This is a genomic window from Rhizobium sp. 05N49 (assembly GCF_056396805.1).
Genome location: NZ_JBFTME010000008.1, coordinates 142,215 through 162,302, shown reverse-complemented (window position 1 = coordinate 162,302; position 20,088 = coordinate 142,215). Strand labels below are relative to the sequence as shown.

The window sequence follows — 20,088 nt, the reverse complement described above, 5'->3', positions numbered from 1 at the left end:
GTGATGGAAGATCTTACCTTTCACCACACGACCAACAGGCGGGCTTCCGGCGACAGAAGACTCGCAATCGTTGGTGTAGTGGCCTCCGGCAATCTCGAAGTCCTCGCCGAGCGTGTCCTGCCCGACAACCACTGCCAGGTCGAAATCAGGACGGCAGCCGAAGGGTTCAGAGAAGTCTGGACCGCTGTCATCGATGACTTTGTCGAGCGATACGCGCCCGGTGGGCTCAAGTTGTCCATCAACGATGGGGGCGCACGGCCGGATACGGTGATGCTGCGATTGGCGCAAGCGGTCAGCGTGATGGAGGAACAACAATGAGCTCTGGAGAAAAAACGCGGCCTGCAAAGCCGCAGGATATGTCTTCAAGCTGGTATGAGGCTTCGGCGCGCCAGCGTGTCGACTTTGTGCTGGATGCAGGAAGCTTCCAGGAATTCCTCGGACCGGAAATGCGGGAGGTCAGCCCCCACCTTCGCTTCTTCGATCTCCCCGAGCAATTCGACGACGGCATAGTCATCGGACGTGGCCTGCTCGCTGGATCGCCTGTGTTCATCGCGGCCCAGGAAGGCCGTTTCATGGGCGGCGCGTTCGGCGAGGTCCATGGGGCCAAACTGACAGGCCTCCTGCGCGCTGCGCGGGATGCGAAGTCGATACCCTTGTTGATCCTCTTCGATACTGGCGGCGTGCGGCTTCAGGAGGCAAATGCCGGAGAGCTCGCGATTGCCGAAATCATGCGGGCCGTTGTCGAAGCAAGGACCGCCGGCGTGAAGATCATCGGACTTATCGGCGGCCGCGCGGGCTGCTACGGCGGAGGTGGTTTGACAGCCGGCTGCTGCTCCGCTCTCGTCGTCTCCGAACAGGGACGCATTGCCGTTTCCGGACCGGAAGTCATCGAGACGAACCGAGGGATCGAAGAATTCGATTCCCGCGATCGCGCTTTGGTGTGGCGAACGATGGGCGGAAAACACAGACATCTGATCGGCGCAGCCGATGTCTTTGTCGACGACACGGCAGAAGCGTTTCGAGAGGCGGCGTCGACACTCGTAGAAACCGTTGCGGGCCTCACCCTCGAGACCCTTTTGAACGAGCAGCTTCGCCTCGAGAAGCGCTTGCAAAGCTTTGGCGCGTCTGGCGATGCGCTCGATATCTGGAAGGCGATCGGTGTGTCCGAGGCCGCTTCGGTGCCCGGGATGCCAACTGACAAATTCATATCCCTCGCCGACAAACTGCGGAGCACCCACCATGACGCTCGATGAAATCTTGGCCTCGCTTTTTCCCGACGGCTGCAAGGTGGAGAACGACAACGGTATCCTTACCGGATACGGCTCCCTCCAAGCCGGCGGCCAGGGCCTGGTGATCGGCGTTTCGGACCGGACCGCATTGGGCGTAGACGAGGCGATCCGCCTTTCAAGCTTCGTCCTCGGCGCCCTGAAAACGGGGAGCGGCCCGATCCTTGTTATCGTCGACAGCGACAGTCAGCGGATGAGCAAGCGCGACGAGTTGCTGGGCTTGAATGAATTCCTGGCGCACCTCGCCAAATGCCTGATTTATGCCGACATGCACGGTCGGCCGACCATCGGCATCCTCTACGGCCATTCCGCGGCCGGGGCGTTTCTCGCGACGGCATTGGCAACACGGGTGTTGGTCGGACTACCGGGGGCGTCTCCTGCGGTCATGGACCTGCCTTCGATGTCGAAGGTGACAAAGCTATCTGTCGAGGTTCTCGAAGAAAAAGCGAGATCGACGCCGGTTTTCGCGCCCGGCCTCGAAAACCTGGCACAGACAGGGGCGGTTCACCGAATATGGAGTGAGACCGACTCTCTTGCGGCACAGCTCAATGCACTGTTGGCCGATCTGCCGGACATTCGTGATATTCGCGATTCATTGGGCAAGGAACGCAAGGGCCGTATAAAGGCTGCCGAAATTGCGGAGCGGGTCCATGCGCTCGCACTCGCACGGTAACATCGTGCCGCCGAGGCGGCACGATTTGGTTTCGTTGGATCCGCTGTCATGGACCTCGATAATCGAGGACAATCCTTGCCTTTCTTCCGAGCCTCTGATTGCTGAATGGTGCAGACGCGGTTGGCCCGTGGTCGCTCGCAGGCCGGAGGCGGGAGGGCCGGCAGGCATTTCCGTCGGCCTGCCCTTGCCTCCATCTGCCGGAAAGAAACGGCTCTCCCTGGTAGTTCAAGAACATCAGATCCTGTCAGTTGATCGCCCTCCTGTTCTGGAAGCGGTCCACCCCAAATCACCCAGTGAATGGATTCCGACGCTGCGGGAAATCGGCGAATTGGCGTCCCGGCACGCGATCGAAGTCAGGGTCTTTGGCAGTCTTGGATGGAGTGTCATTACGGGTCTGGATTATCTGACCTCCAGCTCCGATCTCGATTTTCTGTTTTATCTCCACCGAAATACGAACGCCGTCTCCTTGGCCAACGATCTGGCGGGCATCCAGTCGATGGCTCCGATGCGATTGGATGGAGAGTTCATCCGCGATGACGGCGCCGGAGTTCACTGGCGGGAGTTTCTTGGCTCAACTGGCGACATTCTCGTCAAATCCATCTCGGGAACGATGCTGTGTCACCCGACGGCATTTCTGAACGGGGGTACGCACCTATGAGAAATTTCCTGATGCCCCCTCCCGCCACGCACGAACGATCACATGCCAGAGATAGGCGGCCAGCAAACCTCAACTACATCGCGTCCACAGCGACGGCCTGCCTTTTGTTGGAGCTCGAAACCTGGCCGAAACCGGGGCTCGTCAGTCACATTGACTGCGGCAGCCACGACGACATGAATTGCGAGACGTTTCGTGAAAGCGCCGCAGCAATAAGCCCCTTCCTCGAAGCGCTGGCGGAAGCCGGGGCCCGGGACTGTGAAATGGGGCGCCTGCGGGTCATCGGCATCGAGGCGGAAGCCGCGATGCGTGCCGCCACCTCCGGCATCAATACCCATAGGGGTGCGATATTCGGGATGGGACTTTTGTGCGCGGCAGCGGGTGCGAGAGCAAGCGGCGTTGTCGCCGACGACCTTTCGCTTGGTGCAATCGTCTCAGAACGCTGGGGGCATGACATTCTCGACGGTCCTATCCTGTTGCACAGCCATGGCGACAGGGCGAGACGTCGCTTTGGCGCCGGCGGTGCGCGCCTCGAAGCGGCGGAGGGTTTTCCAACCGTCTATCGGGTTGGTTTGCCCGCCCTACGAGATGCCATCAAGGCGCGTCCGGATGATGCGGAGGCTGCTCGCGTCCAAACTTGTTTCGCGCTGATTGCGGCTCTCGACGACACCAACCTGCTTCATCGGGGCGGCCCGGATGGCCTTCTCTACGCGAAGCAACTCGCGCAGGAGTTTCTGGACGACGGCGGAATCCGTGCTCCGCAGTGGAAACGTCATGCCGCTTTGATCCATCGACAATTTCGCGATCGCTGGCTCAGCCCCGGCGGTTCGGCAGATCTCCTTGCGATGACGTTGTTTGTCGACGTGCATGAGAGACGGGAAATCTGATGGCACATACGATCTTACTCGCGCTGCTTCCTATTTTCTTTGTCATGGCGCTTGGCTACCTTGCTGGGCGCTTGGCTATCGTCGACAATCATCATGTTGAGGGACTGAACGTCCTCGTCATGACCTTTGCCTTGCCCGCGTCGCTGTTCGCAGCGACAGCGACCGCCCCGCGTAGCGAAATGCTCGCGCAAGCACCGCTTTTCCTCATCAGCAGCGGCGTCATGCTCGTCGTGTTTGCCGCCTGGTATCTACTTCAAGTACGCTACATGAAGGTCGGCAAGGCGGACGCCTCGCTGCAGGCACTCACGATCGCGTTTCCGAATCTGGCAGGTGTAGGTCTTCCTATTCTTAGTGACGTGCTGGGTCCCAGTGGGACTGTGCCGCTCGCGATCGTACTCGCAAGTGGCTCGATCATCATTAGCCCGCTGTCATTGCTTCTCGTCGAGATGCATGTCGACAAGCCCGGCGGGAATAACGGGCAGCGGCCCAAGATCTCGCACAGTCTGTGGCATGCCCTGACGAAGCCTGTCGTCGTCGCCCCCTTGCTTGGAATACTATTTTCACTCAGTGGGCTGAAAACGGGTGATGTCGTCGATGCCAGTCTGCTTCTAATTGGTCACGCAGCCCCCGGCGTAGCGCTGTTCCTGACAGGTGTGGTCCTTTCCGCGGAGGCTTTCAAACTCGACAGGAAGGTCATAAGCGCGACCATCATGTCGAACCTGGTGCGCCCCATCCTGACGACTGGCGTCGTACTGGTGTTGTCGATCCCGTGGGACGCAGCGAAAGTCGCCATCTTGCTGGCGGCTGTACCTTCCGGCTTTTTCGGGATCCTGTTTGCTGTCAACTATCGCCTTGACTCGCGTGCGACGGGATCGATGGTGATCGCAAGTACGGTCTCGAGCATCGTCACATTGGCCATCGCTGTGGCCATCCTCTTTCCGAGGTGAAAGCCCGCCATGCCAGTCGCCATCCTGTGTTCCGGACAAGGACACCAGAATTCTGCGATGTTTTCTCTCACGGAACGTGCACCGGAAGCCGATGAGCTTTTTGCGTATTGCGCGAACTTGCTTGGCGGCGTCGACCCTCGCGAACTCGTCAAACGAGAATCGATCGAGACGCTTCACGGCAATCGAACCGGCCAGATACTTTGCACGCTGCAGGCGCTGGCGACATTCGAGACCTTTAAGTCGTACCTGCCTTCGCAAATGATCGTTGCCGGATATAGCGTCGGAGAAGTTGCGGCTTGGGGCATAGCAGGGCTGTTCTCACCCAAGGAGACCCTAGACCTCGTTGCGCGTCGGGCAGAGATCATGGACGCCGAAAGTACTCCGGGTGACGGCCTTCTGTTCATACGTGGCCTTTCACGGAATGCGGTCGACATTCTCTGCGCTCGTTACGGAGCGGCAATCTCGATCATCAATCCCGGCGACGCCTTTATCATCGGAGGTGGCCGGCCTGCCCTGGACGCCATTGCCGAGGCAGCTCGTGCCGCAAATGCTCAAAGAGTCGCATTCATACAGGTCATGGTCGCGTCCCACACAAACTTGCTGAGCAAAGCTACGGATGATTTCCGCGATGTCCTGCTTGCGGCGGTCTGCTCTCCGCAATCTCCGGGAGTTCGCCTGTTAAGCGGGATCGATGGCACGACCGTCGTCGATGCCCGGACAGGTCTTGCCAAACTCGCGCGACAGGTGTCGCAGACTGTCCTGTGGTCAGAGTGTCTCAGCAGCTGTGTAGAAGCGGGGGCAACCTCGTTTCTCGAGTTCGGTCCCGGGAAAGCGCTAAGCGAAATGGTGGCTTCGGCTTACCCCGACTTCCCGAGCCGAAGTGTCAACGAATTCAGCTCCATTGCGGGCGTCGTAAATTGGATCGGTTCGCATGGGTCGCCTTAGCGCCATGCTCGCCACGACGGTTGCCGCGGCCCCATGCGTCTAGGGAACAGCGGCAACAACCACAACCGTGATCGGAGCATGCATGAATTCGTCCATTCGCTTGCTACTTTCTCCACAAGCGAATGAAGGAGGCCCGGAATTGCGATCTTCCAGGCCTCCAGGGTTAGCGAACCCAGAATGTCATGCTGCCGTCGGCTGCCTGCTCGGCATTGACGACGTCGTCGATCTTGACACCGCGCTCGCCGAGACGCCTGACCAGATCCTTGTTTCCCTTGATGGAAGCCTGGATGTGCTGAACCCCAGCATCGGTGCGCGGTTGAGCGGCGTCAGAACCTTCCGGCTGATCCTTGTAGTTCGCGTAATCATCGATATCCCGGACGTCAAAGTTGCTGCTGAACGTCTGCAGCGCTTTTTCGATTTTGGCGCCATCGTTCATATCCAGGCTGTCGGCTCGGCTCACGCCTGCGAAGGCGAGCGAGGAAACGACAGCAACCACTGCAAATTGCCCAATGCGGCTCATTGTATATCCTTCCGATGAGTGTCACGAGCCGCAACTTGGGACTGCGGCCGATCTTGTTTCTCGTTCATCGCCGGACTTCGGCGACCCGAGAAGCTTATTGGCGGGAAGGCTTGCGAGAAATCATACGCTGGTCCGCGAAGACTAGACTTAGGGTTTGACCGGAAGCTCCAGACGCGAAAGCAAGTTCAGTTGGCCCACACCTAAGTGTAGTTCCGACGTCCGTTACAAAGATCTAAATTAAACTGGTCTCTCGGGTCCTCCCACCGAGGGCACACTGGACCCGATCTCGCTCCGGCAACTTGGTTCTCCGCCCGCCGAGGCCGACGAAATCGGACCATCGGCAGGTCGCCTGCCCAGCCGGCGACCTGCCCGACGTGATGTCTATCCTAAGGAGGGCCACCCGACGGTCCTTGCGTCGCCAATTGGATTTGGCGCTGCGGCCAAAGAGCTCACGCTTACCCCGGAGCAAGCTACATTGAAGCTTCTCCAATAGGATTGATATTCGATGATCATCAGGCTCAACACTAACAAACGCTTGATCAAAACGAGACCCCGCTGGCTGGAAGCAGGCTTGGCTTGCTTTTTGGCAGTTGCATTTGGCGCATTGGTATGGGCTTCATTATGGCTCGACCAGAGGACCGATAATGCAGACGCTCAAACTGTCGGGACCTTTTCTCCTTCGGTACAGATCGCAAAGCCGTTCGCAAATGACTCGGCTGGTTCGAAAGCGGTCGCTCGTCGAACTCTGTGACCATTCGACCTGATCAAGCCAACGGGCTGCCCAAACGGTCTCCGCGCGCGGGCGCTTCGGTTCGGTGGCAACTGGCGCTTTCTCTGACCGGGTCTATCCGACACTAAAAAATCGGACTGCTGCATCATTCAGCCCCCCGCCGACGCGAGGCCTTTCCTCACCAGCCCGGTCGGCTACCGCGTGCAGATCACGCTCTGCACACGGCACCCCGAAATGGATGCACCCCGATTTCCACCGAACATCGTCGGATACGTGTCGAGGCGGCTTGCAGCCAATGTACGCTATCGCACCAACCGGCGATGGTCGTCGTGCATCGGACTTTAGTCCGGTTGATGAACGCACCTGTGCCCCTACCTCACCCCTCCCGACCGATATCAGGTTAGGGTGCAACCAGCTCGTGAAGCGTCATGCAAATCAGGGACTCAGACCGAATTCTGTTCAACCGCGTATGGGCTCTCGGCGCCAAGGCGGTAACGGACGATCGCGTCGCAGCGCTGACCTATGTCATACTGAGCACGCCCACCTTGGAAGAGTATCAGAATAGCCACGGCCAGCGGATGACCGATCTGATCAAAGTCGTCCAGCTTGGGATCTCGCAACTTCGCGAACGCGGTGAACTGGAAGCCGAACTCGCGCAGCTGCCCTCGGTCCCGCGCCGCGCGTCCTAACCTGGATTACCTTCGGAATATTCATTGTCGGCCTCACGTCTCGCCCAAGCACGACCCTGAAACGCGGCCGTTGAATCGGAAGGAGAGCTGCATGCCCATCCCGAATTGCCTTCGCGGGTCAATTCCCCGCTACAAATCGATAACGAGCTCGCCCTTCGGCTGCGAGCAGCATGGGAGAAAGTTGCCAGCAGCAGGAGCGTCGATCGGATCAGGACGATAGCGCACCGCCCCGGAAATCAACCCCGTTTCGCAAGTGTGGCAAACACCTGTCCTGCAAGACCAGCGCACAGGCACGTCGCATGCTTCAGCAAGCTCGAGCAGATTGTCGAACTTCGGGTTCCAAGCAACGCTCACACCACTGCGGGCGAACGAGATCACGGCACCTGCGCCTGGGGGTCCGGCCGGTTGATGCGGCTGCCGGCCCAACGAAGCCGCGATCCCCGGAGTGATGGACCGGCCCGATCCGAACGTTTCGGTGTGAATGCGGCTGCGCTCCACTCCAAGCTTCTCAATCCCCGCAGCAAGATCGTCCATGAAGCTTTGCGGCCCGCAGAGATAGAAGTCGCCGTCAAGCGGGAGCCGCAGCGACTGGACCGCTGCAAGGTCGAGGCGAGATCGCCTGTCGTAATCAATTCCTCTCTTATCGGCCGGATCGGGTGCGCTGTAGCAGACAAGACGTTGGGCATTTGGAAGGAGTTGCAAAAGCCCTGTCACTTCATCCGCAAACGGGTGTTCTCGTTTGTTGCGCGCACCATGGAGCCACCAGACTTCCCGACTCGAACGGTCGATTGCCAGGGCATGAAGCATGGCAAGAAGGGGCGTCGCGCCAATCCCCGCACTGAGCAAGACGAGCGGCGTCGCGCCCTCTGCCAGGGTAAAGCTGCCCCGCGGAGCGCTTGCCTGCACGGTCTCGCCGATGCCCAGCTCGTCCTTGACGTAGGCGCCGGCGACGCCGTGATCCTGCCGCTTGATACTTACTCTGTAAGACCTGTCATTTGACGAGCCTGACAGGGAATAGCTCCGCAGGAGGAGCGAAGCCTTTCTGGGTTGGAAGCCGAGCACAATGAATTGGCCTGGAAGAAAGGCCGGCAGCCGCTTTCCGTCGGCTGGCTCAAGCTCCAGAGACGTGACGCTTTCACTCTCTGATGTCATGCTCGACACTTTGAACGAACGAAGTCCGTCCCACGCAGGCGCGATGAATTCCGCTCCCGTAAGGCCGGCGTTTCCAGGCGAAGATCCGTTCTCCGGGGATTGCGCCAGCAAGCTCTGGAACGAGCGCCGCCAACCGGGGCTGAGCGCCGGTATCCGCAAGGCACGTTCCAATTGTTCGCGAGGGTGGCCAGGCTTGTAGAGAAGATCGTTGATATCGGCGACCGTCATGCGCTCCTCTGCCGATGACACCTGCTCGACCTCGTCGCCCGCCTGAACCTTCCCTTCCTTCAGGACACGGAGGTAGAATCCCGGCCTTCGGTGCGAGACGAGAAGAGCAGGCATTTCCGGCAATTCCATCCGGATACCGAGCCGATAGCAGGTGACGCGCGGCTGGCTCACCTCGAAGAGGGCTTCGCCGATACGGTATCGGTCGCCGATGCAGACTTCAGCGTCCGGAAGACCGTCGAGCGTGAAATTCTCGCCGAACTGGCCATGGACGAAGTCATTTCGGCCCAGTTGCTCCTGCCAATACCGATAGGAATCGGTCTGGTAGACATAAACCGCACGGTGCTCACCGCCATGGCCGGCGCGATCCGCCTGGCCGTCGCCGTCGATGTTCAGGCGGCGCACCATGCAAGGCTCCTTGACGGGCATCTTCCAGATCGCGGTATTCACGAGCCGCCCCTGCCACTCGACATCACGCGGCAGGCCAACGTTGACCGAAAGCAAATGTACCATGACGCTCTCTTTCGACGACTATGACGAAAGTATTGGGGGCCGCCGTCGGTCCGGTGTCAAGCCACGCGGCCTTCGCTTTGCCGGCGCGGGTCGGAGCACAATGCGACGGCCAAGCACAGCGATAGCGGGGGAACCCATACCCGGGTCGCCGGCGTGTGACCGGCCGTCATCGCCAAGCCGCCGATCATCGCCGCCATGGCGACCAGAACAAGGATAAGTGGAAACGCGAATCCGGAAGGCTTGGGTTCATTGTGGATCATGGAAATCCTCCTGCGGCCCCGGCGGTGTCGAGGACACCGCCGGGTGCTGCCTGCTAGGCCGAGACGATGTAGACGATCGTGAGTGCATCGGGATCGACGATAACGATCCGGCCGTCCGCAAGGAGAAAGAAGCGGTAGCCTTCGTATGCCGGCACGATCTTCACGATACGCGGCGGTAGCCGTTCGAGGCGGACCTTCTTCGGAATCCTGGTTCCGACGGACACCGTGAAGTCGGCTTCCTTCACAGGCTGGACATGAACTTCCTTCACGACCTGTCTGATTTCAGTCTGTTGCTCGACTGTAACGTTGACGTTGGTCTTGGTAGTATTGTTGACGTTCGTTTCGGTGGAGCTTTTGTTGGACGTCGACGTGTTCTGATCGGTTGACTGCTTCGACGTATCACCGCTCTTCGTCATAGTGCCGGACGAATTGGTCTCCTGCGTGCTGCTCTTCGAGCCTGTCGTGGCGGATCCGCCGCTCTCGTTCGTTCCCCCCTTGGACTTCTGCTCGGTCGTGGCGGCGCCAGAAGCGTCCTGCGAACCGGACTTGGATTTCGTTTCCGTGGAAGACTTCTGTGAATCGGAACCTCCACTCCCCTTCTGTTCCGACGACTGGCCCTTGCCCTTCGGGCACGCACCCGAAGCGTCCGGGGTACAGTCGCTACCCGTGGCTGCTGCCCCGGATTTCGACTGTTCCGTCTGCGAACCTGACATGGTGTCGGTCTTCGAACCGGAACCCGATTGCGTTTCGGCCTGCGAGCCGGACTGGGTCGTACCGCTGCCCTGTGCTGCAGCAGGCAGGGTGGCAAGTGGTGATACGCTGAGCGACAACGCCGCCGCGACCAAGGCGAGATGATTGATTCTCATGATTGATCTCCGGGTAATGGGCACGACATCTCGTCTCCGCGTCCTTGCGAAGTGCATGCGTGTCCTTGTTTTTATGAATGGACGGCAAGCGCCGCCTGGGGTCAGTTTGGTGACATGGAGGTCACTGGATGACCTGGATCACCTTCCGCGAAGAAGGCTCGACGATGACGCGCTCATCGTTGACGATCGCATAAGAGTATTTGGGTTCATCGGGGATCGGCGTTACGACGACAGTCTCCGGGAGCGGCTGCCCGACGACGACCTTTTCCTTCACGACGACGTGCGTCTCGGGCGCGGGCGCCTGCTGCACGTAGGTGACCACCGTCTGCGGGGGCGGATCGATGACGCTACCCGCTACACCGCCGACAATGCCCCCGACAGCGGCGCCGACCGGACCACCAACGATAGCGCCGGTGGCGGCACCGCCGGCTGCGCTCGTGACGGTCGATGATTGAGCAAACACCGAGCCGGACACCATCAGAAGGGCGGCCGCAATTCCTACTGCTTTGATATTCATTTGTTTCCTCCTTTAGAGCGGTCTTTTTCCGCTGTGGGATCAAACCGAAAGAGGAGGTGAGTGTTCCAGACCAGGGACTTCAGTCTGTGCGGATTAGGACCTTGGTCTGATCGTCCCGGACGCCCTTATTGGCTCGGGAAGCGGCTCAGCATCCGGTCCTGGACATTGTGAAAGCCAACGATGATGGCAGCGATCGAAATCGCTTTATCCCGGTCAGCCGCATTCGTGATATAGCCCTCGAGGAGGGCGACCGGTCCCAGCATTCGGATCGTGATGGCACTGCTGTCAATATCCGGCTCCGCTGATAGGGCGGCCTGGATCGCAGCGATGGTCGACGCAGAACTATGGCCTTGCGAGCAGCACTGTTCGTGGCCGAAAATGTCAGAACCAAATTTCATAGTACCTCCCGGTTCCTCCCCTCAAAGGAACATCGTATCTATCGTGATATTAATATGAGTGACCCCGCCAAATCGTGCCAGACGGACTTAGGTCCCATTGGACCATCGAACGCTTGGAAAGGCCCCTCAGCACAATTGGCTCGGGTCACTCCATGGTGGCTCGGCATGACGGCGCTTCGCTCCGACTGACGTGCCGATACTCTTCGGTTGCATCGCCATTGCCGTACATGGCGTGAAGTGGATTATCTCGACCTGGATCCGGGCTACAGCGTCAATCCCGGCTCGGAACCGGCTTTCCTTCATAGCGGACCCGAAAATTCCGCCTGTGAAAATCCTGCTCGAAGCAGACGAAGACGAGTTCAAGGTCATTGTCGCTGTCGCGCTTGCCGAGCAGGCTTAGCGTGACGACGATGACGCCGCTGTAGCCGCGCGTGAGATGGAAGGCGGCGTTTCGGATGTCGGTGGCTTTGGCATCCTTCCGCTCCTCGCGGCGCTCGTAGATAACCCAGAAGCGGGCTGCATCCCATGTCGCTCTCAAGATCTCGCTGACTTCGCTCTTGAACTCTTCGGCGTGCATTGCCGGCCCCCAGGACGTTGCGGTCTCCCCCGCATCGCTGGCGACATTGAGGTAGCCGTCATATTGACTGGCGCCGGAGAGCGCCTGTTCGATCATCTCGAAAGCCGAATTTTCAGTGATTACAGTCTTGAAGAGGATTGCCATCGAATCGCTGCCGTCGTCATGCCAGAATGGACATTACGAAGCTCGTCGAAAAACGCGAGCCCTTCGTAGCCGACCGCATTCTTCATATCGTTCATCCTGTAGAGTTTCAGTCCCCCCAATCCGAGGACAGACTGAGGATGGACGAGTCCAGTTTCGCCTTCGATCGTTCGGGAGATCTCGTCGTCCGCCCCACCTGTCGTCCGCATTCTGATCAACACCCCTGCCCGTTCTGCGATTCGATGATGGTCTATGTTTTGCATAAGGAATTACGGCGCCAAGCCATTCGTGGAAGGGGTTTTTTAAAGGTGATCGACAGGAAGCGCCGGCTTCCGTAACCACAAGCATGACATCGCTTGATTCCAGTGAAGTCAGGGGTAAATTCCAGCCTGAGAACGAATTGACCAAGTCGCTCGCGGGTGCCATCTTCCGCGATGGAAACAACGATACAAGCGGCGGATCTCGATTGCTTACACGCTGGATCAATGCCGCTCTTGCACTGAAATTTATTTCCTAGCATCGCAGATACTGACAAGAACGGAGAGTCTTGGATGCCAAGCCCGCAGCGTTCCGCTCTAGGATCGATTGTCTTGATCGCTGCCGTTGTCGCCTTCGGCGTCGGCGCGTTTGCTTATACTGCAGGGTGGCTTTCGCCCGGCCGCCTTACTTCCACAAAGCTCGTTGACGCCTTGGCGCCTCCAGACGGGGCCGCTCTGGGGCATCGGCGCAATCACGCGAAGGGCATCTGTTTCACGGGCGTATTCGAAGCGAACGGGAACGGCGTTGAACTCTCGCGGGCAATGGTGTTCGCCGCCGGACAATATCCGGTCCTCGGTCGTTTCAATCTGGCAACTCCCGACCCGGATGCGGCGGATCCGACAGTGCGGGTGCGCGGGCTCGGTGTGCAGATCTCGACACCGGACAGGGACGTCTGGCGCATGGCCCTGATCGATCCCCCCGTCTTCGCGGTCTCCACTCCTCAAGGTTTCTACGAACTGCTCGAAGCGTCAAAGAGCAAGGATCCCGAAGCGATGAAGGGCTTCGTGACGGCCCATCCGGAGTTCGCAGCGTTCGGCGCATGGGCGACGACGGCTCCCTGGACTGCGAGCTACGCCGAAGAGACGTTCAACAGCTTAAACGCCTTCATTTTCGCGAATCGTGACGGCGCCGAGCATGCGGTGCGCTGGTCGCTGCGTGCGCAAGCGCAGGCGATACCGATTACGAGCGAGGATTTTGCAAAGCTCGGCCCCAACCATCTCGAAGACGAAATTGCCGAACGCGTCGCGAAGTCGCCGCAGCGCTGGACGCTCGTTTTGACCGTGGCCGAGCCGTCCGATCCCACAGCGGATCCGACCAAAGCCTGGCCGCCTGAGCGGCGAACCGTGGATGCCGGTACACTGATTGTCCAGAAAATCGAGCCGGAGGCCGACGGCCCGTGCCGGGACATCAATTTCGATCCGACTATTCTGCCTGACGGCATAAAGGTTTCCGATGATCCGTTCCCGGCAGCCCGTTCGGCCGCCTATGCCAGATCCTACGATCTGCGTACCTCGGAAGCGAGCCATTATCCCCGAACGACAGCGAGCGCAAAGCCATGACAGGCACCAACACGCACTTCACCATCGTCCAGCGTCTGTTGCATTGGCTGATGGCGATCGCCATCCTAGCAATGCTGTTCATCGGCGTCGGAATGGTGTCCACTGTCGGACGCCAATATCTGCCGCTGTTGGTGACACACAAGACACTGGGCATTGCCATTCTCGTTCTTGCCTTGGTTCGTCTTGTGGTCCGCTTCATATCAGGCGCGCCTGCGTTGCCCGCCGATCTGCCCGAGCCGATGAAACTTGCCGCGTATCTCTCTCACCTCGCCTTGTACGCGCTGATGATCGGCATGCCTCTGATCGGGTGGGCCATGATGTCCGCAGCCGCTTATCCTATCGTGCTGTATGGCGGAATACGGCTTCCCGCCATCCTGCCGCAGAGCGACAGCCTGCACACACTCCTTTGGACCGCGCACCAGTATCTTGCCTTCGCCTTCTTCGCTCTCGTCTTGTTGCATCTCGCCGCAGCCCTTTTTCACGGACTCGTCCGCCGCGATGGAGTCCTTGGTACAATGTTGCTGGGCAAGTAGCGGCGTGTACCGGCTGAACTGTGGTCAAGGCTAAGAACGAAGTTGATGAGACGTCGAGATCCTGGCCATCGACAGAGCCACGGCATTTGACATGACCGACACCGTTGTTCTCCTTCACGGCATCAGGAGGACTAGCGCTTCCATGCGCAAGTTCGAAAATTACCTGCAGACCCAAGGCTACGTTACTCGAAACGTTGACTACCCTTCGTCCCGTTACCCCATTGAACGGCTGGCAGAGATCATTGCGGAGGAAGTCGAAGATGCGTCTGAGAGCAACGCAGAAGGCCGTCTTCATCTGGCGGGACATTCCATGGGCGGATTGGTCATCAGGGCCATGTTGAAGAACTATCGACCATCAAATCTCGGGCGGGTGGTGATGATCGGGACTCCAAATAATGGCAGTCAGGTCGCAGATTTCTTGAAAAAGGTGCCGCTGTATAAATCAGCTTACGGCCCTGCCGGCCAGCAGCTCGCTACCGATCAGAGTACATTCGCCCATATTTTCGGTCCGGTCGATTTCGAACTGGGTATCATCGCGGGAACCCGAACCATCGATCCCGTCTCATCCTTGATCATTGGCTATCGAAACACCAACGACGGTAAGGTGACTGTAGAAAGCACGCGACTTGTCGGAGCTGCCGACCATATCGCAATCGTCGCCAATCACACTTTCATTCCATCAAGTAAAATCATGTGGGCGCAAGCCCTTTCGTTTCTTCGAGATGGCAAGTTCCACCGATGAGCCCTTGACGGAACCTGCCTCCCATTTGGTTAGCGGGCGCCGGATTGATCGCGATCGCAATTTGGCTAGCCGGCGCGCTGCTTTTGGGATGGTTTGCCTCAAAATACCTTAATTGAGTCGGATAGGTCCGCCCTCGATCTCAGCCGACACCACCGAGGATGTATAATGTTCAGCAGGGGAGAAAATCCCATTCGATCTTCTCTTCGGAACGGTGAAAATCATCTACCCTATCGGGCCGATATCGACGGATTGCGCGCTATCGCCATCCTGCCGGTCGTCCTCTTTCACGCTGGCGTACCCGGTTTTGGTGGCGGTTTTGTCGGCGTCGATGTGTTTTTTGTCATCTCGGGATACCTGATGTGCAGCCTGATCACAGGCGAGATGGCACTCGGTAAGTTCAGTCTCGCGGGCTTCTATCAGCGGCGCATCCGTCGCATCTTTCCCGCCCTTTTTGCCATGATGCTGACGTGCGCCGTCGTGGCATGGTTCGCCTTCATGCCACAGGAGCTTCTGTATTTCGCCCGAAGCATGACCGCCGCCTCCCTCTTCGCGTCGAATATTCAGTTTGCCAAGGAGGCGGGATATTTCGACATCGGTGCCCAGATGAAGCCGTTGCTGCACACTTGGTCACTTGCGGTTGAAGAGCAGTTTTACATCGGCTTTCCTCTTCTCATGATCCTGTTGCAGAGGCTGGCGCCGCGGCAGATCATGCCGGCCATGCTCGTCGCGCTGGCAGCATCCTTCGCTGCCAGCATCGGGGTGTTGAACCAAAATCCGACGGCGGGCTTCTACCTTTCGCAATATCGCGTCTGGGAGCTTCTGATCGGCGTCATCCTGGGCCTGGGGGCCATTCCCGAGCTGCGCAGCGAAACAGGCCGACAAGTTCTGGCGGCGATCGGCCTCGTGCTGATCGGCGTTGCGGTCTTCGTCTTTACGGAGAAAACGGCCTTCCCGGGATTTGCCGCATTGCTGCCCTGTCTCGGCGCGGCCTGCATCATCCATGCGCGCGCCGGCAACGGTATCGTCGGCCGGCTTCTGGCGCTACGGCCGATGGTTTTCGTGGGGCTGATTTCCTATTCGCTCTATCTCTGGCACTGGCCCATCATCGTCTTCACGCGGTATTTCACGGATCATGAACTCACGCCCGCGCTGCGTCTCGTCGTTATATTGGCCTCGCTCGTTGTCGCCGTCGCTTCGTGGCACTTCGTCGAAAGGCCGTTCCGCAAGGGCCGTGTCCTGCTTACAGGCAGGCTTCTACCGGCAATGGCGGTTCTGCTCGTCGGGGTAACGGCGGGTGCCGGGGCGTTGGTGGTCACGAGCGGCGGAGCGCCCGGCAGATTGCCGGCCGATGTCCGCGCCATCTATGCGGCAACCTATGACCGCAGCCATTTCTATCAGGCGGGCTGTTTCAGCGAATCCGATCACAAGGGGCCATCCGATGCCGATGTCGAAAGCGGCAGGGTCTGCGCCCTCGGTGACCTCAGCGATCTCGGTCCTGACTTCCTCGTCTGGGGCGATTCACATGCCGCCGCGATGGCGCCGGCAATCGATGCCGCCGCGGCCGCCGGAGGCTTCGGCGGCATGTTTGCTGCCCACGCCTCCTGCCCGCCGCTTAACGACGTACCACTTGCGACCAAGGGCGACACGCGCCGTTGCGCCGCTTTTAATGACTCGGTGCGTGACCTGATCCGCGAGAAGCATATCCCGCTCGTGTTCATGCTGGCCTATTGGCCCAAATACGTTCACCAGTCCGAATTGCCGAACCAGGGCGATTATTTCGACGCTTCCATTCCCCCGAACCTCGCTGATTATTCAAAGCCCGTCGCAACGGCGCTTGACAACACCCTGGCGCAGTTGAAGCAGGAAGGCGTCAAGGTCGTCCTGGTCATGGACGTGCCGGAGATGGGGCATTTTGTGCCAGAAGCACTTGCCAAGGCCAAGCTTGAAGGCACCTCACCGGACATTGCCCCGCCTCTGTCTTACATCGCAGAACGGCAGGCGCTTGCTCGCTCCGTGCTGGAGAAATCTGCCGCCGAATACGACGCGATGATCGTCGATCCGCTGCCTTCCTTCTGCGATAACGCCCGCTGTCATGCGTCGCGCGCCGGCGTTCCGCTCTATATGGATGCCGATCACATCACCGCTTCTGCTGCCAAAAGCCTCGGCTACCTTTTCGCATCCGTGTTCAAGGTGGCGCAAAACATCTGAACGAGCGTCAGGCGAAGCTGGAAATCCGGATCATTTTGCTGGAGGATCCCACCAATGTGCTCAGCTGTCTCCCCTGCCGACGCCGGAACTACGGATAACGTCGGACAGAGACGACAATCGCCGCGATACGGACATTCCACTTGCATGGCAGCCTCGCCATTCGGTTTGCACATGGATTTTCTCCTAACGTTGCGGGCAAGCAGCGGGCGATCTGTCAACTGCCCGCCGCCCGCCTCTCAGGCTGCCAGCTTCAGTGCATCGGCAAGCTTGGCGAAATCGCCGGCCGAAAGCCCCGGACGGACGGCGAAGTCGATGACGGCCTGGAAGATTTCCGGCGGCGCATCCTTTTTCATGGCGCCCAAAAGTGCAGCGCGCTCGGCCGGATTGATCGCCGGGATCATGATGCGCATGAAGGCCATGCTCTTTTCCGGCGGCAGGGAGCCGATGATGCGCATCTCGATGCCGAATATTTCCTGGTCGTTGAAGTGACGCCACAGCAAGGGGCCGGTCACCGCCTCTTCCTCGTGCATATGCGCGAAATCGTCGGCGAGATAGGCGGCAAAGGCGAGATAGAGCTTGCGGCCGCAGGCTGACTTGTGCAGCGGCCAGGCCTTTTCCCAGGCGACAACGAGTTCTTCCAGCTCCCGGAAGGCGGTGCGGTGGTCGTCGTGCTGCTCATCCAGCGTGACGGTCGAGACACCCTTTTCGGCGAGTGCCACGTGGATGTTGTCGTCCTCGTGCATGACATGGGAAGCGGCAAGCATCAGGTAATGGCGCAGGTCGCCGATCAGGAAGACCGTCTCCTCGACGTTCTGGAAATCGGCCGTGCCGAGGCGGGCGAGCAGGTCGCAGCCGGCCTTGCGCAGGCCTTTGTGTATCGCGCCGTAAATATCGTAACGACCGTTGAGATCGGGGATGCTGGTAAGCGAGAATTCATGGCTCATGTTGGTCTTCCTCTCGTTGGCCGGCGCCTCTTTCTCTGCGCCGGGCTGATAAGCGGGAGATAGCCGAGGCCACTGCGAGGCGCTTCCTAAAACCATCCTAAGCAATTGGAACGATTGCTAAGAATATCCTAACTAACTATCATCGCCTGGTCTCAGGGAGGGAAGCATTGCTCGGGCCGGAACTGGTGGAATTCATAGAAAGTCCCGTCATGATACTGTTTGCGACGCGCGACGAGGCCGGCCGGCCGATGATCGGCCGCGGTTCTGGCGTGCATGTCGACCGGCAGAGCGGGAATCTGCATTTTCTCGCCTCCCGCAGCCAATGGCCAAGAGCCGTGGGCGAGGCGCTGGTGGGCCGGCCGATTGCCACGACCTATGTGCGGGCCACCGACTACAAGGCCTGCCAGATCAAGGGCCGGGTCGTGGAGGCGGGGCCGGCAGATGAGGCCCATCGGGCACGGGGCGTGGCCTATGTCGCAGAGCAGCTGGCGCGCATGATGGCGCTCGGTGTCACCCGGATGCAGCTCTCCAGCACGCTCTCGGATCAGGAACTCGTCTGCCTGACGATCGCACCGCAGGCGATCTTCGAGCAGACGCCGGGGCCGGGCGCCGGACGCAGGCTGACGCCGGAAGCTGCCGCATGATCCCGCTCGATAGGCTGCGGGACAGTTTTGAAGGCGTCATCCCCTCCGTCATCGCCACCACCGATGACGACGGAATGCCCAATATTTCCTACCTCTCGCACGTGCATTACGTCGACGAGACGCATGTCGCGCTCTCCAACCAGTTCTTCTCCAAGACCGCCATCAATGTGGCGCGCAACGGGCTTGCGACCGTGATGGTGGTCGATGGCTATAGCGGCCAGCAGCACGTGCTCGACCTGGTGTTCACGCGCTCCGAAACAGAGGGCGAGACATTCGAGCGGGTAGCGATCCATCTGGCGATCCTGGAAAGCCGGATGAGCGGGATCATGAAGCTGCGCGCCGTCGACATCTACCGGGTAGAGGACTGTCGGGCCGTGCCTGCGGCCCATCCGCTGGTCGAGCCGGAGCCGCTGTCTTTGCCCGACCTGATGGGCAAGGTGGCGCGGCTGACGGCGCGGATGTCGGATTGCAGTGATCCGGAAACCCTGCTCGACGCAACACTCGAGGGCCTGGGTGAGCTCTTCGGCTATCACCATTCCATGGTGCTGGTGCCGGACGGCGAACGCGGCGGCCTGACGACGATCGCCAGCCGCGGCTACGACCAATTCGGCTTCGGTGCCGAGGTGCCGCTCGGGCGCGGCATTATCGGGGCCGCAGCCGAACAGCAGCGCAACGTGCGGATCACCGACCTCAGCCGCGGCCTGCGCTATATCCAGGCGGTGCGGGCCATGGCGGGCGTCGACGATGCGACGCCGATCCCGCTTCCGGCTCTCGACAAGCCGCTCAGCCAGATCGCGCTGCCGCTCGCCGCACGGGGAACGCTCGTGGGCGTGCTCTTCCTGGAATCGACAGAACGCTTCACCTTTCGGCACCGAGACGAAGAAGCGCTGACGGTGGTGGCAGCACACCTCGCCACCGCCCTCTCCTTCCTGTCTGATGGACCAGAGCGGCCCGAGACGAGCCGGGGCGCCGAGGGCGGTTCGCCGGTGGAGCACGTGCCGGCCGGTCGGCGGATCGCAGTGCGCTTCTATCAGCGCGACGGCTCGTTATTCGTTGACGATGAATACCTGATCCGCGGCGTGCCGGGCCGGTTGCTACTGCACTTTCTTGAAGATTACAGGCGCAGCGGCAAGCAGGACTTCCTGAACCGCGAGCTCCGCCGCGACCGGCGCCTGCAGTTGCCGGATTTCAAGGACAACCTTGAGACCCGGCTCATCCTTCTTCGCCGGCGGCTGGAGGAGAAGGCTGGGCCTATCATGCTGGAACGTGCCGAGCGCGGCCGCCTGCGCCTGTCGCTCGCCGGCCTACCAGAGATCGAGGTCATCGAGGACTAAGCCATCCTGGCAGATCAGCCGCAGACAGCCTGCTCCTCACCCCGAGAAAGCCGATTTGACCGCCAGAGCACAAGGCGCCGTGGACGAGTTTCTCGATATGAAGA

At 59.8% G+C, this 20,088-nt stretch carries 22 protein-coding genes; 14 read left to right on the top strand and 8 right to left on the bottom strand.

The genetic code is table 11. From position 1 onward, the window contains the following. Positions 1 to 3: 3 nt before the first annotated feature. Genes mdcC through AC1DF8_RS17860 form a run of 7 tightly spaced genes read left to right on the top strand, consistent with a single transcriptional unit; the run spans position 4 to position 5,393 of the window. The gene (gene mdcC / locus AC1DF8_RS17890) at positions 4 to 318 is read left to right on the top strand and encodes a malonate decarboxylase acyl carrier protein (protein ID WP_113148079.1); all 315 of its coding nucleotides are present in this window, start codon (positions 4 to 6) and stop codon (positions 316 to 318) included. Beyond that, positions 315 to 1,253 (top strand): biotin-independent malonate decarboxylase subunit beta, encoded by a 939-nt coding sequence (locus AC1DF8_RS17885; RefSeq protein ID WP_478154327.1) that lies wholly within the window; start codon positions 315 to 317, stop codon positions 1,251 to 1,253. Before mdcC ends, AC1DF8_RS17885 begins: the two co-directional genes overlap by 4 nt. Further along, on the top strand, positions 1,240 to 1,959 hold the full coding sequence (mdcE, locus tag AC1DF8_RS17880) for a biotin-independent malonate decarboxylase subunit gamma (protein WP_478154326.1): 720 nt from the start codon (positions 1,240 to 1,242) through the stop codon (positions 1,957 to 1,959). The genes AC1DF8_RS17885 and mdcE overlap by 14 nt, the downstream gene beginning before the upstream one ends. Next, positions 1,937 to 2,617, top strand: a complete 681-nt coding sequence (gene mdcG / locus AC1DF8_RS17875) for a malonate decarboxylase holo-[acyl-carrier-protein] synthase (protein ID WP_478154325.1) — start codon at positions 1,937 to 1,939, stop codon at positions 2,615 to 2,617. The genes mdcE and mdcG overlap by 23 nt, the downstream gene beginning before the upstream one ends. A gap of 11 nt (positions 2,618 to 2,628) precedes the next feature. Further along, positions 2,629 to 3,501, top strand: coding sequence for a triphosphoribosyl-dephospho-CoA synthase MdcB (gene mdcB, locus AC1DF8_RS17870; RefSeq protein WP_478154324.1), 873 nt, complete (start codon positions 2,629 to 2,631; stop codon positions 3,499 to 3,501). Further along, positions 3,501 to 4,448: an AEC family transporter gene (locus AC1DF8_RS17865; protein WP_478154323.1), complete on the top strand. Its 948-nt coding sequence runs from the start codon at positions 3,501 to 3,503 to the stop codon at positions 4,446 to 4,448. Before mdcB ends, AC1DF8_RS17865 begins: the two co-directional genes overlap by 1 nt. A 9-nt stretch (positions 4,449 to 4,457) precedes the next feature. Next, the gene (locus AC1DF8_RS17860) at positions 4,458 to 5,393 is read left to right on the top strand and encodes an acyltransferase domain-containing protein (RefSeq protein ID WP_478154322.1); all 936 of its coding nucleotides are present in this window, start codon (positions 4,458 to 4,460) and stop codon (positions 5,391 to 5,393) included. A gap of 163 nt (positions 5,394 to 5,556) precedes the next feature. Here AC1DF8_RS17860 and AC1DF8_RS17855 read toward each other — a convergent pair whose 3' ends face one another. Next, on the bottom strand, positions 5,557 to 5,913 hold the full coding sequence (locus AC1DF8_RS17855; protein ID WP_478154321.1) for a hypothetical protein: 357 nt from the start codon (positions 5,911 to 5,913) through the stop codon (positions 5,557 to 5,559). 1,158 nt (positions 5,914 to 7,071) lie between these two features. On the opposite strand from AC1DF8_RS17855, the gene AC1DF8_RS17850 reads away from it, so the two are divergent. Then, the gene (locus AC1DF8_RS17850) at positions 7,072 to 7,332 is read left to right on the top strand and encodes a hypothetical protein (protein ID WP_478154320.1); all 261 of its coding nucleotides are present in this window, start codon (positions 7,072 to 7,074) and stop codon (positions 7,330 to 7,332) included. Between the two features lie 129 nt (positions 7,333 to 7,461). On the opposite strand, the gene AC1DF8_RS17845 is transcribed toward AC1DF8_RS17850, so the two are convergent. From AC1DF8_RS17845 to AC1DF8_RS17820, 6 genes are all read right to left on the bottom strand, one after another. Beyond that, positions 7,462 to 9,222, bottom strand: coding sequence for an MOSC domain-containing protein (locus AC1DF8_RS17845; RefSeq protein WP_478154319.1), 1,761 nt, complete (start codon positions 9,220 to 9,222; stop codon positions 7,462 to 7,464). 56 nt (positions 9,223 to 9,278) lie between these two features. Further along, positions 9,279 to 9,482, bottom strand: coding sequence for a hypothetical protein (locus tag AC1DF8_RS17840; protein ID WP_478154318.1), 204 nt, complete (start codon positions 9,480 to 9,482; stop codon positions 9,279 to 9,281). Positions 9,483 to 9,535: 53 nt separating this feature from the next. Further along, positions 9,536 to 10,348 carry a DUF1236 domain-containing protein gene (locus tag AC1DF8_RS17835; RefSeq protein WP_478154317.1) on the bottom strand — a complete coding sequence of 271 codons (813 nt, stop codon included), beginning with the start codon at positions 10,346 to 10,348 and terminating at the stop codon, positions 9,536 to 9,538. Positions 10,349 to 10,469: 121 nt separating this feature from the next. Further along, on the bottom strand, positions 10,470 to 10,865 hold the full coding sequence (locus AC1DF8_RS17830; RefSeq protein ID WP_478154316.1) for a DUF1236 domain-containing protein: 396 nt from the start codon (positions 10,863 to 10,865) through the stop codon (positions 10,470 to 10,472). Between the two features lie 125 nt (positions 10,866 to 10,990). After that, the gene (locus tag AC1DF8_RS17825; protein WP_112542124.1) at positions 10,991 to 11,263 is read right to left on the bottom strand and encodes a BON domain-containing protein; all 273 of its coding nucleotides are present in this window, start codon (positions 11,261 to 11,263) and stop codon (positions 10,991 to 10,993) included. Positions 11,264 to 11,534: 271 nt separating this feature from the next. Then, complete coding sequence (locus AC1DF8_RS17820; RefSeq protein WP_112542123.1) at positions 11,535 to 11,984, bottom strand: hypothetical protein; 450 nt, start codon at positions 11,982 to 11,984, stop codon at positions 11,535 to 11,537. Positions 11,985 to 12,532: 548 nt separating this feature from the next. Here AC1DF8_RS17820 and AC1DF8_RS17815 point away from each other — a divergent pair. From AC1DF8_RS17815 to AC1DF8_RS17800, 4 genes are all read left to right on the top strand, one after another. Next, on the top strand, positions 12,533 to 13,579 hold the full coding sequence (locus AC1DF8_RS17815) for a catalase family peroxidase (protein WP_113211087.1): 1,047 nt from the start codon (positions 12,533 to 12,535) through the stop codon (positions 13,577 to 13,579). Continuing rightward, a complete protein-coding gene (locus AC1DF8_RS17810; protein WP_112542120.1) occupies positions 13,576 to 14,112 on the top strand; it encodes a cytochrome b in 537 nt (178 codons plus the stop codon). The genes AC1DF8_RS17815 and AC1DF8_RS17810 overlap by 4 nt, the downstream gene beginning before the upstream one ends. Positions 14,113 to 14,203: 91 nt before the next feature. Next, entirely contained in the window at positions 14,204 to 14,854 is a 651-nt protein-coding gene (locus AC1DF8_RS17805; RefSeq protein ID WP_478154315.1) for an esterase/lipase family protein, read from the top strand. A gap of 165 nt (positions 14,855 to 15,019) precedes the next feature. Then, positions 15,020 to 17,062, top strand: coding sequence for an acyltransferase family protein (locus AC1DF8_RS17800; protein WP_478154314.1), 2,043 nt, complete (start codon positions 15,020 to 15,022; stop codon positions 17,060 to 17,062). A 236-nt stretch (positions 17,063 to 17,298) separates the two neighbouring features. Here AC1DF8_RS17800 and AC1DF8_RS17795 read toward each other — a convergent pair whose 3' ends face one another. Then, entirely contained in the window at positions 17,299 to 18,006 is a 708-nt protein-coding gene (locus AC1DF8_RS17795; protein ID WP_113115578.1) for a hemerythrin domain-containing protein, read from the bottom strand. Positions 18,007 to 18,173: 167 nt separating this feature from the next. Between AC1DF8_RS17795 and AC1DF8_RS17790 the strand changes: the two genes are divergently transcribed. Both AC1DF8_RS17790 and AC1DF8_RS17785 read left to right on the top strand, forming a co-directional pair. Next, a complete protein-coding gene (locus AC1DF8_RS17790; RefSeq protein ID WP_478154313.1) occupies positions 18,174 to 18,650 on the top strand; it encodes a hypothetical protein in 477 nt (158 codons plus the stop codon). Further along, the gene (locus AC1DF8_RS17785) at positions 18,647 to 19,984 is read left to right on the top strand and encodes a GAF domain-containing protein (RefSeq protein ID WP_478154312.1); all 1,338 of its coding nucleotides are present in this window, start codon (positions 18,647 to 18,649) and stop codon (positions 19,982 to 19,984) included. The genes AC1DF8_RS17790 and AC1DF8_RS17785 overlap by 4 nt, the downstream gene beginning before the upstream one ends. Positions 19,985 to 20,088: the final 104 nt, after the last annotated feature.

Coding starts and splice junctions, on each gene's coding strand:
- mdcC (WP_113148079.1), top strand. CDS start 4: ATGGAAGATCTTACCTTTCACCACACGACCAACAGGCGGGCTTCCGGC.
- AC1DF8_RS17885 (WP_478154327.1), top strand. CDS start 315: ATGAGCTCTGGAGAAAAAACGCGGCCTGCAAAGCCGCAGGATATGTCT.
- mdcE (WP_478154326.1), top strand. CDS start 1,240: ATGACGCTCGATGAAATCTTGGCCTCGCTTTTTCCCGACGGCTGCAAG.
- mdcG (WP_478154325.1), top strand. CDS start 1,937: ATGCGCTCGCACTCGCACGGTAACATCGTGCCGCCGAGGCGGCACGAT.
- mdcB (WP_478154324.1), top strand. CDS start 2,629: ATGCCCCCTCCCGCCACGCACGAACGATCACATGCCAGAGATAGGCGG.
- AC1DF8_RS17865 (WP_478154323.1), top strand. CDS start 3,501: ATGGCACATACGATCTTACTCGCGCTGCTTCCTATTTTCTTTGTCATG.
- AC1DF8_RS17860 (WP_478154322.1), top strand. CDS start 4,458: ATGCCAGTCGCCATCCTGTGTTCCGGACAAGGACACCAGAATTCTGCG.
- AC1DF8_RS17855 (WP_478154321.1), bottom strand. CDS start 5,913: ATGAGCCGCATTGGGCAATTTGCAGTGGTTGCTGTCGTTTCCTCGCTC.
- AC1DF8_RS17850 (WP_478154320.1), top strand. CDS start 7,072: ATGCAAATCAGGGACTCAGACCGAATTCTGTTCAACCGCGTATGGGCT.
- AC1DF8_RS17845 (WP_478154319.1), bottom strand. CDS start 9,222: ATGGTACATTTGCTTTCGGTCAACGTTGGCCTGCCGCGTGATGTCGAG.
- AC1DF8_RS17840 (WP_478154318.1), bottom strand. CDS start 9,482: ATGATCCACAATGAACCCAAGCCTTCCGGATTCGCGTTTCCACTTATC.
- AC1DF8_RS17835 (WP_478154317.1), bottom strand. CDS start 10,348: ATGAGAATCAATCATCTCGCCTTGGTCGCGGCGGCGTTGTCGCTCAGC.
- AC1DF8_RS17830 (WP_478154316.1), bottom strand. CDS start 10,865: ATGAATATCAAAGCAGTAGGAATTGCGGCCGCCCTTCTGATGGTGTCC.
- AC1DF8_RS17825 (WP_112542124.1), bottom strand. CDS start 11,263: ATGAAATTTGGTTCTGACATTTTCGGCCACGAACAGTGCTGCTCGCAA.
- AC1DF8_RS17820 (WP_112542123.1), bottom strand. CDS start 11,984: ATGGCAATCCTCTTCAAGACTGTAATCACTGAAAATTCGGCTTTCGAG.
- AC1DF8_RS17815 (WP_113211087.1), top strand. CDS start 12,533: ATGCCAAGCCCGCAGCGTTCCGCTCTAGGATCGATTGTCTTGATCGCT.
- AC1DF8_RS17810 (WP_112542120.1), top strand. CDS start 13,576: ATGACAGGCACCAACACGCACTTCACCATCGTCCAGCGTCTGTTGCAT.
- AC1DF8_RS17805 (WP_478154315.1), top strand. CDS start 14,204: ATGACCGACACCGTTGTTCTCCTTCACGGCATCAGGAGGACTAGCGCT.
- AC1DF8_RS17800 (WP_478154314.1), top strand. CDS start 15,020: ATGTTCAGCAGGGGAGAAAATCCCATTCGATCTTCTCTTCGGAACGGT.
- AC1DF8_RS17795 (WP_113115578.1), bottom strand. CDS start 18,006: ATGAGCCATGAATTCTCGCTTACCAGCATCCCCGATCTCAACGGTCGT.
- AC1DF8_RS17785 (WP_478154312.1), top strand. CDS start 18,647: ATGATCCCGCTCGATAGGCTGCGGGACAGTTTTGAAGGCGTCATCCCC.